Origin of the sequence: Nostoc sp. FACHB-892 (assembly GCF_014698795.1) — a bacterium.
Taxonomy (GTDB): domain Bacteria; phylum Cyanobacteriota; class Cyanobacteriia; order Cyanobacteriales; family Nostocaceae; genus Nostoc.
Window position 1 is genome coordinate 1 of the sequence record NZ_JACJTR010000007.1, and the last position, 14,188, is coordinate 14,188.

Annotated in this window: 13 protein-coding genes and 2 pseudogenes; 7 read left to right on the forward strand and 8 right to left on the reverse strand. The window is 41.4% G+C overall.

What is annotated here, in order from left to right; all coding sequences use genetic code 11:
- Positions 1 to 374: 374 nt before the first annotated feature.
- The 5 genes from H6G96_RS11495 to H6G96_RS11515 all read right to left on the reverse strand — a co-directional run bounded on the left by H6G96_RS11495 (position 375) and on the right by H6G96_RS11515 (position 5,094).
- Positions 375 to 3,377 carry a DUF3854 domain-containing protein gene (locus H6G96_RS11495; RefSeq protein ID WP_190911585.1) on the reverse strand — a complete coding sequence of 1,001 codons (3,003 nt, stop codon included), beginning with the start codon at positions 3,375 to 3,377 and terminating at the stop codon, positions 375 to 377.
- A gap of 98 nt (positions 3,378 to 3,475) precedes the next feature.
- Complete coding sequence (locus H6G96_RS11500; protein ID WP_190911586.1) at positions 3,476 to 3,706, reverse strand: hypothetical protein; 231 nt, start codon at positions 3,704 to 3,706, stop codon at positions 3,476 to 3,478.
- A 347-nt stretch (positions 3,707 to 4,053) separates the two neighbouring features.
- A complete protein-coding gene (locus H6G96_RS11505) occupies positions 4,054 to 4,224 on the reverse strand; it encodes a hypothetical protein (protein ID WP_190911587.1) in 171 nt (56 codons plus the stop codon).
- Complete coding sequence (locus H6G96_RS11510; RefSeq protein WP_190911588.1) at positions 4,217 to 4,876, reverse strand: Uma2 family endonuclease; 660 nt, start codon at positions 4,874 to 4,876, stop codon at positions 4,217 to 4,219. The genes H6G96_RS11505 and H6G96_RS11510 overlap by 8 nt, the downstream gene beginning before the upstream one ends.
- A 77-nt stretch (positions 4,877 to 4,953) precedes the next feature.
- Positions 4,954 to 5,094: a hypothetical protein gene (locus H6G96_RS11515; RefSeq protein WP_190911811.1), complete on the reverse strand. Its 141-nt coding sequence runs from the start codon at positions 5,092 to 5,094 to the stop codon at positions 4,954 to 4,956.
- Positions 5,095 to 5,391: 297 nt separating this feature from the next.
- Here H6G96_RS11515 and H6G96_RS11520 point away from each other — a divergent pair, with 297 nt between their 5' ends.
- A complete protein-coding gene (locus H6G96_RS11520; protein WP_190911589.1) occupies positions 5,392 to 5,760 on the forward strand; it encodes a hypothetical protein in 369 nt (122 codons plus the stop codon).
- 87 nt (positions 5,761 to 5,847) lie between these two features.
- Here the strand turns inward: H6G96_RS11520 and H6G96_RS11525 are convergent.
- Positions 5,848 to 6,969: pseudogene (locus H6G96_RS11525) on the reverse strand (IS630 family transposase).
- Between the two features lie 197 nt (positions 6,970 to 7,166).
- Here H6G96_RS11525 and H6G96_RS11530 point away from each other — a divergent pair.
- Together H6G96_RS11530 and H6G96_RS11535 are read left to right on the forward strand one after the other, a co-directional pair.
- On the forward strand, positions 7,167 to 8,357 hold the full coding sequence (locus H6G96_RS11530; RefSeq protein WP_347242216.1) for a type I restriction enzyme endonuclease domain-containing protein: 1,191 nt from the start codon (positions 7,167 to 7,169) through the stop codon (positions 8,355 to 8,357).
- A complete protein-coding gene (locus H6G96_RS11535) occupies positions 8,354 to 8,827 on the forward strand; it encodes a YgjP-like metallopeptidase domain-containing protein (RefSeq protein WP_190911590.1) in 474 nt (157 codons plus the stop codon). Before H6G96_RS11530 ends, H6G96_RS11535 begins: the two co-directional genes overlap by 4 nt.
- Here the strand turns inward: H6G96_RS11535 and H6G96_RS11540 are convergent.
- Positions 8,769 to 9,263, reverse strand: coding sequence for a helix-turn-helix domain-containing protein (locus H6G96_RS11540; RefSeq protein WP_242063249.1), 495 nt, complete (start codon positions 9,261 to 9,263; stop codon positions 8,769 to 8,771). The two genes, H6G96_RS11535 and H6G96_RS11540, sit on opposite strands and share 59 nt — an antisense overlap.
- 425 nt (positions 9,264 to 9,688) lie before the next feature.
- Here H6G96_RS11540 and H6G96_RS11545 point away from each other — a divergent pair, with 425 nt between their 5' ends.
- On the forward strand, positions 9,689 to 9,877 hold the full coding sequence (locus H6G96_RS11545; protein ID WP_242063250.1) for a hypothetical protein: 189 nt from the start codon (positions 9,689 to 9,691) through the stop codon (positions 9,875 to 9,877).
- Positions 9,878 to 10,148: 271 nt separating this feature from the next.
- Positions 10,149 to 10,238: pseudogene (locus tag H6G96_RS41275) on the forward strand (DUF4277 domain-containing protein); the annotation flags it as partial.
- A 224-nt stretch (positions 10,239 to 10,462) separates the two neighbouring features.
- Here H6G96_RS41275 and H6G96_RS11550 read toward each other — a convergent pair.
- Positions 10,463 to 11,782: a dihydroorotase gene (locus tag H6G96_RS11550; protein WP_190911591.1), complete on the reverse strand. Its 1,320-nt coding sequence runs from the start codon at positions 11,780 to 11,782 to the stop codon at positions 10,463 to 10,465.
- Positions 11,783 to 12,053: 271 nt separating this feature from the next.
- On the opposite strand from H6G96_RS11550, the gene lepB reads away from it, so the two are divergent.
- Together lepB and H6G96_RS11560 are read left to right on the forward strand one after the other, a co-directional pair.
- On the forward strand, positions 12,054 to 12,695 hold the full coding sequence (gene lepB / locus H6G96_RS11555) for a signal peptidase I (protein WP_190911592.1): 642 nt from the start codon (positions 12,054 to 12,056) through the stop codon (positions 12,693 to 12,695).
- A 320-nt stretch (positions 12,696 to 13,015) separates the two neighbouring features.
- Entirely contained in the window at positions 13,016 to 13,795 is a 780-nt protein-coding gene (locus H6G96_RS11560) for an MOSC N-terminal beta barrel domain-containing protein (protein WP_190911797.1), read from the forward strand.
- Positions 13,796 to 14,188: the final 393 nt, after the last annotated feature.

A 14,188-nucleotide genomic window follows, 5' to 3' on the forward strand; every position in this document is an offset into this window, starting at 1 on the left:
TACAAGCTTTACGTGATCGCATCCAAGAAATATTCGACCAACTTTCATTTGAGCAGGTGATTTCTGTCTCTTCTTATAATTTTATCCTAGAAGCTCTTTTCTATGCAGCTTCATATTAAATTGGTATCAGAGGGATAAAGTTAGCTATTAACAAGACTAACTCATTAATCATCTTCTTAATTCTTAGTAATTCAGATGTGAGACAGAATCAGCATCCATAAAAGACCGCGTTGATGATACTTTTCAACGCTTCAAAAAAGCGAAAGTGTGGGATGATCCGAAGAAAAAATCCAAAGTAGAGAAGTTGTTAGCTCAGTTAGATGCACTGATGCAAGGCGACAACCCAAAGTAAACCAATGTGGTAATTCTCGAAACTATTCAATTTGCTCTCTTAAGGATGGCGACATAATCATTAGTCCTCGGACAACCTCTTCAGGTGTGGCTGTGCCATTGATTACCTTTGGTATAATCACCATCACTTCTAAAGCTAAATTGGTGGGAATTCCCCTTGCTTCTAACCGCTTCAACTCTAAAATGTCAATCCCTGCTGCCAATTCCTCTAAAGACAATTGCTGCTGATATTTTTGATGAAGTTGCCAGAGATGCGAACGCTGGTTTTCTGAAAGTAGCGACCAAACTTGATCAATCTCGGCTTGGTTCGCCGCAACTTCTCCCCAATTAGAAATTTTTAGTAGTTTCTCAATTACCGCTTCTGTGGACTGCTGATGATTTTCAACTGGTAACTCAGCTATGATTACCTGACTTTCTGAGTCATGAGTGATGACTATTGACTCAACTTCTTCTGTTAGGGTCTGTGTTTTTTGCTCTGCGTACTGTTCTTGTAATGTAGTCAGCGTATTAATTTCGGTTTCTGCAAGTGCTGACAATTGGCAATTGGGAATTGTTGCTTGTACTTGTGCCTCCAGTTTGGCTTTGGCGGCTTTTTCTCTGGCTAGGATATCGCGCTCTACCCATGCCGTAAAAACTTCCTCTCGGCGATCGCTAACGGGAACAGCGCGACCATCGACAAAAACCAGATTCCCCTCATCATCTTTTTGGAAGTCTGGCGCGGCGACACCGTAAATCCAGACTTGGTTTCCTCGTGTTCCCTCTCGCCGCAATCGGGGGAATTTATACCCAGTAAGAGACGCTAGTTTTTGACAGACTTGCATGGGAGTATTTAGAAGAGCAAACATATTACTCTTAGCGCCAAGAATTAAGCTCAAATCAGACTGATGAGTTTTTGCTTTCTCAAATACTGCTTGTGCTAATGGGTGATTGTTGCTCAATCCGTCCGTTTCTCGAAGCTCTTTGTACCCAATCCAGTCTAAAGCATCAATTTTTTTCCCAATAAAGCTTTTATTAGTATCGGGAATGAAATAATCTCCACCGCCATTTTTTAAAGCGGTAGACATGACGTTTATTTCTCTATCCGGTAGAAATTCCCTACCCACGCCCAAATTGCGGGAACCCCATTTAGAACTAGCCCGTTGTCCAGACAAAGCAACAAAGCACTTATCCCCATTCTCTAGTTTTTGGGTAAGAATTTTTACTAATTGTGCTGGATTATTACCCTGTACTAAATTTACCTGCCAAGGCTCTACAAACTGAAATGTATTTTCCACGAGAAAAGTGTCAATCTCTTGCCCAAGCAGCCCTTTGATAAAGTCAATACCAATATCGTTTAAGTCAGCATCGGCAATGAAGATTTTCCTACCATAATTAACAACATTTTGTAGCAGGCGTTTGAAATTTTTGATGATGGCTACGCGATCTGTCTGACAAGTCGAACTGCTCAACAAATGCCAGATTAGCTGCATGATTTCATCCAAAATCAACCAGCACCCTTTCCACTCATCAGGGTTAAATTTGGCTTGGCTTTTTGGATGTAAGCTATCAATTACTAAGCCCATTCCGAAATGTGAGCCTTGCTCAGTCTGCTTCACTTCGGTAATGAAAGGTAATCCCAGTTTTTTTACAAGCTGCGTAGCAAGTTGCACCCGATGGGTAATTACTAACACTCTCCTCTCACCAGCGCGAATTATCGGGTCAGTTAGCCACTGAAGCAAGTGAGTTTTACCTGTGTTCTTTGGCGATTTCAAGCCTATTAGCTGCTTACCCAAAGGAATAGCCAACTCACCCAAGTAACGCTGATTTAAGTTCAAATCTGGGGTGTATGTGAGCCGCCTTAGTTGCTTGGTGTTCCACTCATCTAATTTCAGGGCATCGCAGTAAATAGTATCAAATTGGTCGCGGCCGTAAGCGGCTAGTACATCATCAATCCCTTTTCCTAATGCCAGATGCCACCCCATTACTCGGACTTCACAGCCGCGCAAAGATAAAAGCTTGGCAGTTTTAGCGATCGCACCATTCACGCTTCTAACTGTGGTGCGCTTCACATCGGCATCGAAACAGAAATAAATTCGTCTGCCTGGTTGAGCATAAGCGGCTAACTGTGGGATCAGATACGGTGCGCCGCTATTCTCGCCATATTCATCCTTTGGTTGGCGACGGCCTCCCCACACTCCGGGTATACCAATGGCGACATAACCACAAGATAAGATTGCAGCTGCTTTTTTAGCACCCTCGCAGATGATAACGGGAATTTGGGTATTCTCTCTCACCCATCGCCAAAAATTACCATAAGGTAAACTTTGGTAATTTTCTGGTAGTGCCACATCGTAGCGGCGACCGATTAATTCCCAGATCCGGGCGGGAATCCGTAAGGCAAAAATTTCTGTGTCAACTTTGGGGGGATGCTCATACTTAATTGCCTTGCTGTTACCCTCATCTATTCTTGGCGTGTTGGGCTTGAAGCATCCCCAATCGGAATCTTCACCAGTGATAATATTTATTCCGCTACACCACCAACCACCATTAGAGAGGTGAGCATATCGCCGCATATCCCTATCGCGTAGCCGCCCATCGTTACGGCGGCTGATTTTATCGGAGTAGAGCAAGTAATCAAAAGCGGCATTCCCTGACAGCGATTTGAAGTTAAGTGCCGCTATCTCACTGTCAATCCCACTCTCACCCCACTCTTGCCAGTGGCTTGCTTCAAAATCTTCTCTGGCTGGCAAAGTATAAGGTGCGGATGGCTCTTTGAATCCTTGATAATTACCCAGTGCTTGAATTTCGCTATCATGGTGATGGCTACGCCCAGAGCAGGCATCGCCTTGCGCCATATCATTTTGGTTGGAGGCTACAACAACTTGATGGACTTTTCCATCTCTGGACTCAAGTCTTGAGACTTCATGCAAAGCCCAAGGGGTACTTCTGAGCTTACCTCGCTTGTTGAATTTTCTAAAAACCTGCCTTAGTTCTTGATTTAGTGATTTTTGGGGTGAGGCTATCTTGCCGAATCCTTTGTGATTCATACTGCCACCCCTCCAACCTTGGCTTCAATTTGGAGAAGTACGGCGGCCACCTGACTACTAAACCAGCCAAGCTTGACTAATCGCTGTAAGTAAAAGGACTACTCTAAGTTGAGGTTAGGCGATCGCAGTAACTCATCCGGGTCGGGGCATGGTCTTAGAGCAACGTCACAGCAACCCGCTTTTAAATATTTGGTGCTAGTTCGGCGATCGCTTATATGGTTTGATAATTCCGAAATTCGAGATTCTTGATTGTTGGGGAAAGTTTGCGTTAAAATACTAGAATTTTCATTCGCAAACCCCTGTCTGTCAAAAGTGAGGGGTTTATTCATTGGGTTGTCCTTTGTTGGTTTGGACAGCCCCTTAACTTTTAAATTTGCAGATTGTAGGGATTAGTCGGTAAGCTTGAAATAGTTATAAATTTAATTAGACTTGCTGGTTGCAGAGTCCGGGGGCTGAAACGTCTAGTAAACGTTTCTTTGTGCGCTGCTTTTGCTTACCGTAGTGGATTAATCTAATCCCTGCGATCGCACTCAAAAAGCTGAGGGCTGTGTAGCTAGCATTTTTTTGCTAGTTATTTTGTGAACTTTAGATGAATTAAGCTAAGATTTTATATCTTTTGTGTAGTCCTCAAAAATACAAACTATTGGTAAGGGGATTGCATACTTTGGAAATCTCTTCATATACCTGTACCGTCATTGCGTAGCTTGCCGCCTTTTGCATCGCGGAGTATCCGTAAAACTTCTTCTAAAAGTACTGTCTGACTGGACAAGGTTCTATTTGTGTTCGCCTCAAATCGCTCTAATCTCTCGTAGAGTTGAGCGATCGCGGCGCTATCTGTTTCACTCATTGTCCGCTTTTAGTCCCTGTTCAAATTCATCAACAGCCTGAATTGAATCTGAAATTGTAATGCATTGCTCTAGCAAGGAAATGTCTAATCCTGGTAGTATTTCGCTTGCTGCCCTAAGCTCATAGCCATAAGTATCAGGGAAAATGCTGGCAAGCTCAGTCTGGGAATTGTCCCGTAGGTGGTATAGCTTAAACTGGTTTCTCTCCCAGAACCAAACTTCTGCAACTCCTAATCTTCGGTAGATTTCCAATTTACTTATGTTGCCACTGGTGAGAACTACTTCTATGGCTAAGTCCGGTACACTTTTCTCTTCACCTATGCAGTAACATTCGTCTGGTTCCGCACCTGCTTTTTTTGCTTTATTTCTAAAAGTAGAACTTCCCATAGGTACAAAACGAATACGCTTGCTGTAAAAGAAACGCTCTAACAGCATCCCTAAATTCGTTTTGATTTTTTCATGCCTGATTGATGGCGACACTATCTCTAATATTCCATCTAAATAAGTAACACGGTAATGAGAGTTGTTTTCTAGTTTGACTAGTAGCGATTCATAGCTCTCCCAACTCACGCCACTGCTGATAAACCTTTCCTCTGGGTCTGAGGTATGACCCAATTCTGGCTGATCAATTAGTTCTTTAAGACTGCTGACCATTGTAAATTCTCCCGTTTAATCTTTTGGCGAAACCGAATAGTTCGCCGTAGGCATCGCTACTTAGATTTGTGCTTCTGTCATGCTGATTTATTTTGTTCTAGTTTCTTTTGTTCGGCGATCGCCCGTTTTACTAGCACCCTAGTCAATTGGGGAACCGTTAAAAACTCTTTGTTCGCCCAATGGTCTAGGAATTCTATATCCTCCTGATCTAATCTCAAGGTTATTCGTGGCTTGCTTGAAGGCATAAGAACAACTATATAAACACTTTTGTCCAATTATGGCTCCAAATACCGACCAAAAGCGTTTTATAGTTCCTAGTTGACTAAGTGACGCACCTATTGCTATATTAGCACCATAGCAATCGATCAACAACAAGTCACTAATTAGCGTCCTACGAGTACCCCAGAGACTTACGCAGTAAAGGGTTTAGCGTTTAGGTGCTACATACTGATGTGTACTTATTCTGATTGCTAGCTAGTTACTATCTGATTCACATTGATTACTGTAGTAAACCGATGAAACCTAGACGGAGCAAGCATTATACAGACATAGACTCATTCCTTGATTTCCCATCTACCAAGACATATTTAGCTGAGGTCTTGGGTGTTAGCCGTTCTACTTTAGTCACTTGGGAAAATTTAGCCTTCTGGAGAATCCCCAGTTTCAGAGATGCCTACCCCAAAAAAGCCGATAACACTCACGATCGGGAGTCGCCCTTGTCGCCATATCAAGCATGGGTTTTGGGGAGAGTAGGGCGATTAATGGCTCAACTCCGACGCAGCGATCGCGTCAAAGGCTATATCGCCAAAAACCCGAATGATTTTTCTAGATACCGCTATCAGCAAGCATTCCAGCAATTACAGAAATTACAAAAAGGAGCGTAAATCATGGCAGCACGGAAGAGAACCACAGCACCAACAGCAGACACAATCAGCATTCATGATGCTTGCCTAAAATAAGCTAATCGGCATTTAAGCTGCAACATACTGGCTATTGCTTTTGTTTTTGATTTTCCGATGCCACTTGATCACTAACTCGCCTTGATTCAACAGCTTATCTAGCAGTGATTTTAATTCATCTACTGATTTGAATAACCGATGAGCAATATATTCTTTACATGAGTACCAGACTAACTCGATAATGTTGTAATCAGGGCTATAAGCCGGCAGGAATTCTAAAATACAATTTGGAAAGTCTTCAGCTATTTTAGCTAGAACATCTTTGCGTTTATGAAAAATAGCATTATCTAAAAATAAAATAATCTTTGGCCCAAATTTTGCAAAATCTTCAAAATGGTTTTCAATACTAGCCCATTCTTGCTTAATTAATTCATTTAATTGTTGTAATTGCTCATAAAAAATATCGGCGTTTCCTTTTTTTACAAAAAAGCATACCCGTTTCCGGTCTAATTCTCTAATTGCTCCCATCACATTAACTCGACCACAACGCCGTTCCCCTGGAACACTTTTTCGTTTTCCTTTTCTACCCTAACTCTTGCGTCTAATCACACGTAAACTAAAACCACTCTCGTCCCAAAACCACACCTGTAAACGCTCTGGCTCTTCTCGCGCTATTTTTAAATATTGAGTAAGCTTCTCCCTGAACTTGGCTCTTTCAATTGGATTTTGTTTATCTTCTAAGCTAGATTTAGCCCAGATATAACTATACTTTTTTCTCTTTAATATCCTTCTTACTTGAGAACTACTTAAATCAATTCCTGTTTTTTCGGTTAAATATGTAGCTAGTCGTTCTGCCGTCCATTTACCAAATTCGTATCCTAAATCTGATGGTTCTTGAGCAACAGTTTTTAATAGCAGCTCAATATATTCAGGAGTAGCTTTGCGGTAATGTCCATACTCTCTTTTATTATGTAAAGTTTCTAGATTATCTGGATTACCGTGCATATACCAATATGCTACTGTCCTGTGCGAACAACCTAAAAATTTAGCAATTTCGTGTTGTGGTTTCCCATCATTCTGTAGCAGAATAATGAGAATTCTTTCTCTGACGTGTGGTAGATCACTTTCTTTTAGAGCTTCCTGTAGCTTGCTGACTTGCTCCGGCGTTAAAAAGTTTTTGGCTGCTGGTGGCATAGTTGCTTTTAAACGACTTCCTCTTCTTATTATGCAACTTGCGTGCCGATTAGCTTATCTATCCTCGAATAGAGCAAATCAAACAATTAGAGTTTGCAACTGTAATTTCCAGTGGACACAACGATAATCCAGCTTGGAAGCAGTGGAGTGACAAAGCCAAAGTAGAAGAGTACATCAACCGTTTTAAAAAACCACTGGTGCATACTGATTCAAGCAAACAAGATGGTCTTACTTTCCTCATTGTCAAAAGTATGCTGCTAACTGGGTTTGATGCCCCAATTGAGCAAGTTTTGTATTTGGATCGCTCAATGCAAGGACATGAATTATTACAAGCGATCGCTCGTGTCAACCGCACCTACTCATCTAAATCCTGTGGCTTTGTTGTAGACTACTACGGCGTTGCGCGACATCTTAAAAAAGCTTTGGCAGTTTATAGTGCTGAAGATATCCAAGGTGCTTTAATCAGCCTTAAGGATGAATTACCTAAGTTAGGCGATCAACATCAGCGCATGCTTGCAGTTTTCCAAGGACAGGGTATTCATGATATTGCTGATGTCAATGCTTGCATTGATTTGCTGCGAGACATAAAAATCCGCGCTGAATTTGTAGTGAAGCTGAAGCAGTTCTTGGAAAGCTTAGATATTGTCATGCCCCGTCCAGAAGCATTACCTTACATACGGGACGCGAAAATTCTCGGTTACATCAACAAAGCTGCCGCTAACCTTTATCGTGATTTCCAACTCAATCTTTATGGCGCAGGAAATAAAGTGCGGCAACTCATAGATGAGTACATCGTAGCCAGTGGCATAGATCCTCAAGTCCCGCCAATCTCGATTATGGATGCTGACTTTGAGAGTGCTGTCAGCGCTCGAACTTCAGACCGTGCCAAAGCATCCGAGATGGAACACGCTGCCCGCTACCATATCAGCAAAAACTTTCAAGAAGACCCAGCCTACTACAAAAAATTAAGCGAACGGCTAGAAGACATCCTAGAAAAGTTTCAGGATAAATGGGCAGAATTGGTGGAAGCACTACGCCAATTTACTCAAGATTTGCGGCAAGGTCGCCCAGAGGATGAAACTCAGCTTGACACGAAGACCCAAGCACCATTTTTCGGCATCCTAGTAGAAGAAATTGGCTTAGACCAGGAATTGCTCAAGCCAGAACTTGACAAACTGGCAGCAATTACAGTGGAAATGGTGGAACATATCCGTCAGGAAATTCGGATAGTAGATTTCTGGAGAAATGCCCACGCTCAAAACGTCTTGCGGGGGTGGTTTGTCCGTTTCTTAGATGACAACGATGTGATATCCTTCTCTCGACAGCAAGCAGTAAGCGATCGCATCGTAGAATTAGCCAAAGCCCTCCATGCAAGATTAACCACATGAGTGAGTCTCTGGTAATTGATGACTTATACTTTGTTTTGCACCGCAGTGACAAGCGCAAAACTGTAGGCATTACCATTGACCGGGGTGGAGAATTAATCCTTAATGCTCCCTCTGACTCTCCCCTGGAAATAATTGAGCAAATTGCCCAACAGAAGCGCTTTTGGATTTATACAAAATTAGCAGAAAAAGAATTACTCTGCCAAAATCGGTTTGAGAAAGAGTTTGTCAACGGTGAAGGATTTTATTATCTAGGTCGGAGTTACCGACTGTTGCTAGTACCACCAAAATTAGCAACTCCTCTACGCCTTTACCAAGGTCGATTCATGATGAGGTCTAACGAACATAACCATGCTAGGGAGCATTTTATTCATTGGTACACACAACACGCTGAACTGTGGTTACAGCGTCGGCTTAACCTGTTCTCTGCCAGACTTGGGGTAGCTCCCAGCATAATAAAAATCCGAGAATAATTGGTTGCAGAATTCGATACACAGTCCTATAACTGGGATACTTTTCTTGGGCTAATTCAGATGCCTTTGCTTCTACGCGGATAGCAACTTGTTGGGGTGTAATTCGCTTACCATTCTCATTGCCTTCTTTATATGTCTTAATGATGAACTGCTGCCAATCAGAATCTATTCGATGTTTACCTTTATCAGCCCGTCTCGTGGTTTGGAGTGCAGCTAAACCCTCCTGTTCCCATTTTTTTACTAGCCGTCGTACCGTCCGCACAGATTTCCCTAATTTGGCTGCTACTTCCCTTTGTCTTCCTCCGTAGGTAATCCGATCACACGGTTCTAGTAATTGCTGAATCATATCCAGTAAATGTTTATCATCTTCTGAAAGTTCAGTGGCAATTTCATAGTTTTCTAACTCTTGGTCACCATCGGGAATATCGTTTTCCATATTTAAACATATCTGTTTAATAGAAACATAGTTGTATTGTACTTCTGTAAAAGACAATTATTTTGTCAATTTTCGTAAAGGTTTGGAGAACTGCGATTTTCGAGAGAGGACAGATAATTTGTCATACTTTTGACAGCGGACAGCTAATGTGGCAATTATTCTCTGCCAAACTAAACTAAGGCTAAAAAGGCAAAATCCTTTTTATGCAAGGGTTTTAATGCCAATATTTTAAAAAACATTAATTTGTCAAGTGGTCATTTAATTTGGCAATTGACAAAATAAATATAAGCATTACAGCGCTTTGAAGCCCTTTTTTAATGGTAGTTGTAGGGCTTGTTTCCAGAGCCTTCCAATATTTTTGGGTTAATTTTGAGTAGGTTGGGGAAACAACTGGGGTAAAACTGGGGTAAATATGTAAGGTAAAGGTGTTTACCCCAATTACCCCTTCACCTAACCCCCAAACAGACTTGGGAGAATTATGGGAAAAATACGCTGAGTTTAAAAAACCACAGGTTAGTCCTTCTACTTGTGCGGTTGACTACCGCAAGTATCGCAATCACATTGCTAAGTTACCAACTAAAACTTTAGATGATGCGATCGCAATTCGAGACTAAGCTGTTCCACATTTAACTTGCATAATTTTTCGGCTCTAACCTTTGACTGGCTTGGCTAGCAATGAAAAATTAGATGTGGTTTAGCTTATTTACTTGCAAATCTCAGTGCTATATGACTTACGCATTGACAAGAAATACCAAATATGAATTAAGCTTAAAAACCATATCTTTCGTAAGGGCACAGCATCGTCTATTTACGTAGTTTACCGCCGTAGGCATTACAGGATAATTAAGAAAAGCCTGAAAACTTCCTTTTTAGGTAATGCCGCATATCACGATGCATTTGTACTTTGAAAAGTTTTTCGTAGGCAAAGCGACAGAGCATCTTTTAGGAGAAGGGATACGTCCAGAACATTTAAACTTCGTTGGGTATCAAGAGTCCCAGGTACTCTAACTGCTGCAAAAATGCTGTTAGAAGACATGCCAGAAGTTGCATTTAATGACAGCGCAATGCCTAGATATCGAATTGCACCAAGTTGACTGTTGACGGTTAACAGTCAACAGTCAACAGTCAACGGCATTTGGGTGTCTCTCATCCCATCTTTGAAATATTGGGTTTTCCCGATGCCTTTTTATAAATATTTGCTATACAAAAGCTACAGCTTTACCCCGCACTTGCGTATTTACCTGGCCTTTATCATAAACGACCTCACCACCGACAATGGTGGTTTTAGCCCAGCCGGTGAGGTTCCAGCCTTCAAAGGGACTCCAACGACATTTGGTTAAAAGTTCCTCGCGCCGGACTGGACGGTATGAGTTTAAATCTACAAGCACTAAATCAGCATCAGAACCAGGTGCGATCACTCCTTTATTGGGAATACCATAAGCCACAGCTACATTTTTTGACATCCAGTTAACAACTTGAGCCACAGTACACTTTCCTTCCATCGCCGCAGTTAACATCAAAGCTAGGGAAGTTTCTACCCCAGGCATTCCCGAAGGACTATTGGGGTATTCTTGAGCTTTTTCTTCTAAGGTGTGCGGCGCGTGATCTGTAGCGATGAAATCAATCACGCCATCGCGCAAAGCTTGCCAAAGAACTTCGTTATCGTGGGGCGATCGCAAAGGTGGATTCATCTGTGCCAAAGTACCAATCTGCTCATAAGCACTGGTGTTCAATAACAAATGCTGTGGCGTTACCTCCGCAGTTACCCAACTAGGTTTTTCTTGACGCAGCAAATCTGCTTCTTCGGCAGTTGACATGTGCAGAATATGCAGACGACGGTGATATTTTTGAGAAAGTTTTAATGCTAGTTGGGTTGCAAGCAAAGCCGCTTGATTATCTTGAATTTGCGAGTGAACGGCTGGATCGTGGATGTTGGCAAATTCTTGGCGGCGTTGATTGATTCTAGCTTGGTCTTCGGCATGAACGGCAATCAAGCGATCGCCTTTGGCAAATATCGCCTCCAATGCTGTTTCGCCATCAACTAGCAACTGACCATGCATCGACCCCATGAAAATTTTAATTCCTGGTGTTGGCTTTGCCAAAAGCAAATCTGGTAGATTCTCTGCTGTTGCCCCAATAAAAAACCCATAATTAACTAAAGACTTTTGTGAGGCACGTTCTAGCTTGTCGTCTAAAGCCTGCTGTGTTGTTGTCAGGGGGCGCGTATTGGGCATTTCTAAAAATGTTGTGACTCCACCTTTAGCACAGGCGCAACTGGCAGTGAATAAATCTTCCTTGTGTTCTAGTCCAGGTTCCCGAAAATGCACCTGCGGATCGATAACTCCTGGCAACAAAGTTAACCCTTCTGCGTCAATTTCAGTGGCTAGTTCCGTTTGGGAGATTTCTGGGGCAACTTCGACTATTTGGCGATCGCGCGTCAACACATCCCCAATCATCAGTTCACCATTGGGTAGAATTATGCGAGCGCGGCGAATCAATAAAATTTGTGGAGATGACATAAGGTTAACAAAGTTGAGACAGGGAATTATGTGTTACGGAGAACTATGCTTTTAGGTTAAACTTATTCGCGCCCAGAGTAACCAATTTTTGCCGCGCGTTAAAAAAAAGTTTATTTTTAATTTATGAAGAAATCTGTCAAATCCACAATCTAAAATTGGTAATCAAGATGGGAACATGACTAGGAAATTAAAATTTTCCCGTTAAGATTAACAAATAAAGTCTCACTAGGCGAGTTAATTACCTACATTTTTCCTTCAGTTAAGTAATTTCATGCAAAATCAAGTGTCTGATAACAACTCTAGTCAACAACCCGATAATTCATGGATTGCAGAGCTAGGTAGAACAATTGTATTGAGCATTGTTCTAGCTCTAGGAATTCGTACCTTTGTTGCTGAAGCACGCTGGATTCCTTCGGGATCGATGGAACCGACTCTGCATGGTACGCCAAACCAGTGGGAAGCAGACAAAATCATTGTCGATAAATTGAAGTATAAATTTGCTGACCCGCAGCGGGGAGATATTGTAGTATTTTCGCCTACAAAAGAGCTACAAAAAGAACAATACCAGGACGCTTTTATTAAACGTGTAATTGGCTTACCTGGAGAAAAAATCCAACTTAGGGATGGCAAAGTTTATATCAACAACAAACCCCTCCCAGAAACAAATTACCTTGGTTCTGGTCAAAGTACAGTCATTGATGTTTGCCAATCAGGGCCACAGCCACCTTTTTTAGCGAAACCCCAGACTATACCAGCCAATTCATATGTAGTACTAGGTGATAATCGTAACAATAGTTACGATGGTCGCTGCTGGGGTGTTGTCCCCCGCGAGAATATTATTGGACGGGCTGTAGTTCGGTTTTGGCCTCTAAATAATGTTGGAGGAATAGATAAATCGCCAGTATATCCCTAATTAAACCAGTAAATAGTAAAGAGTAAACAGTTATCACAGTTTCAGTCGGGAATTTGACCCTAACTGTTACCTACCACTTGTTAGAAGTGGGGGACTCTGACGATGTGGATAAATACATCACCGATAGCTGTTAACAATTGCATGAAGTATATTTTTAAACTTCACCCCCAACCCCTCTCCTTGCTACAGGAAAGGGGGTATTTGTGTAAGCAAATACGGCATGAGATTCAGACTGTATTGCACCGAAGTAATAACCCCTATAAGTAAGAAAATAATTCTTAGATTGAAAACTGCTAAATCACCAATCTAAAATTGCTATGATGCCTTACCTAGCCAAGATTTTATTGTATCCAGTTAAGTCACTCGATGGTGTTGAAGTTGAGAACGCTAGAGTTCTTCCCAGTGGCGCACTACAGCATGACCGCGAGTTTGCCATTTTTGACGAACAAGATAGATTTGTCAATGGCAAGCGTCATACTAAAATCCATTTGCTAAGGGCACAATTTGCACTATTAAATAGAACTATCTCTTTGCAAATGCCAGACGGCAACTCACAACAAATTTTTCATTTGGATGAGGAACGGCAAGCATTAGAAGCAACTTTGAGTAATTTTTTTGAGTTTGCTGTCAGATTAAGGCAAAACTCTTTGATGGGTTTTCCTGACGATACACACTCACTTGGGCCAACGGTAATTAGTACAGCAACATTGGCAGAAGTAGCTTCTTGGTTTCCCGGTTTAAGTGTAGATGAAATGCGCCGTCGGATGCGTGCGAATATTGAGATTGATGGTGTACCAGCATTTTGGGAAGATCGGTTATTTAGTGAACAAGGTAATTTAGTCTCCTTTCGAGTGGGAAATGTGGATTTTTTTGGGGTTAATCCATGTCAGCGTTGTATAGTCCCGACACGCAATTCTTACTTAGGGGAAGCTTACCCAAACTTTCAAAAAATCTTTGTAACCCAGCGACAAGCAACTCTGCCAAATTGGGTTACTTCATCGCCTTTTAATCATTTTTACAGATTGAGTGTCAATACCCAATTACACCCATCTTCAGCCGGAAAAATTTTACAAGTCGGCGATAATATTGACATATTTTAACAATAAAATTAACATTTATTTAAAGTAAAAAATCCAAAGTAAATTTTTTTGGATTTTTTTTGTTTTTAGTATGTATTTGGATGAGAATTTTGAAATTGTTGTACTTAAATATAAGTTTTTGTACAAGTCCAGAGTTTGGAGACCGGAAAATCAAAACATCAACAATTAAAAATTAAATTTAGGATTGGGTGCTAATGGCAACCTGAATTTTAGAATGGCATACTGTAACTTATTAGTTAAATTTCAGTTCAGTTGAGATATTGCCAGTTAAAACTGAGCAAATTTAGGTGTTAGCACAAAGTCTGAAAATTAGGCGTTGGAGGAACTCAACCAATCAAGTAAGTGTATGTTAAGTATTATACCATACTAAAATTTTACGAAGATATGTCATGC